The 260-nt window shown below is 38.5% G+C and carries 1 protein-coding gene; it reads right to left on the bottom strand.

From position 1 onward, the window contains the following. The coding region (locus SB717_RS37200) for a hypothetical protein (RefSeq protein WP_410908124.1) at positions 1-260 on the bottom strand (260 nt) is incomplete at both ends.

The following is a 260-nucleotide window of genomic DNA, read 5'->3' as shown; positions in this document are numbered from 1 at the left end:
ATAAATAAAAAACGAATTCAAAGCTTTCTCCTGCTTCTAAGAAGTGTTGAAGGGTTTCTATGAACGACTGCTGTTCATCTTCTCTGTATGGTAGAAACTCAGGTCTCGTCAATATGTCGAAGAGTTCTGCTAGCTCTTTCGAACTGTTGACGTCTTTAGAAGCTATTGTTTCTTCTCGCTCAAGATTTTTAGAGTTCTCGACGCAGTAAGTAAATAGCAGGCCTCGAAGTATTGAGAGTTTTGGTTTGTTTTTCATGTCA

Origin of the sequence: Priestia sp. SIMBA_032, from assembly GCF_046535215.1 — a bacterium.
Taxonomy (GTDB): Bacteria; Bacillota; Bacilli; order Bacillales; family Bacillaceae_H; genus Priestia; species Priestia aryabhattai.
Note: the sequence above shows the minus strand (reverse complement) of the source record. Positions and strands in the feature narration are given on the sequence as shown.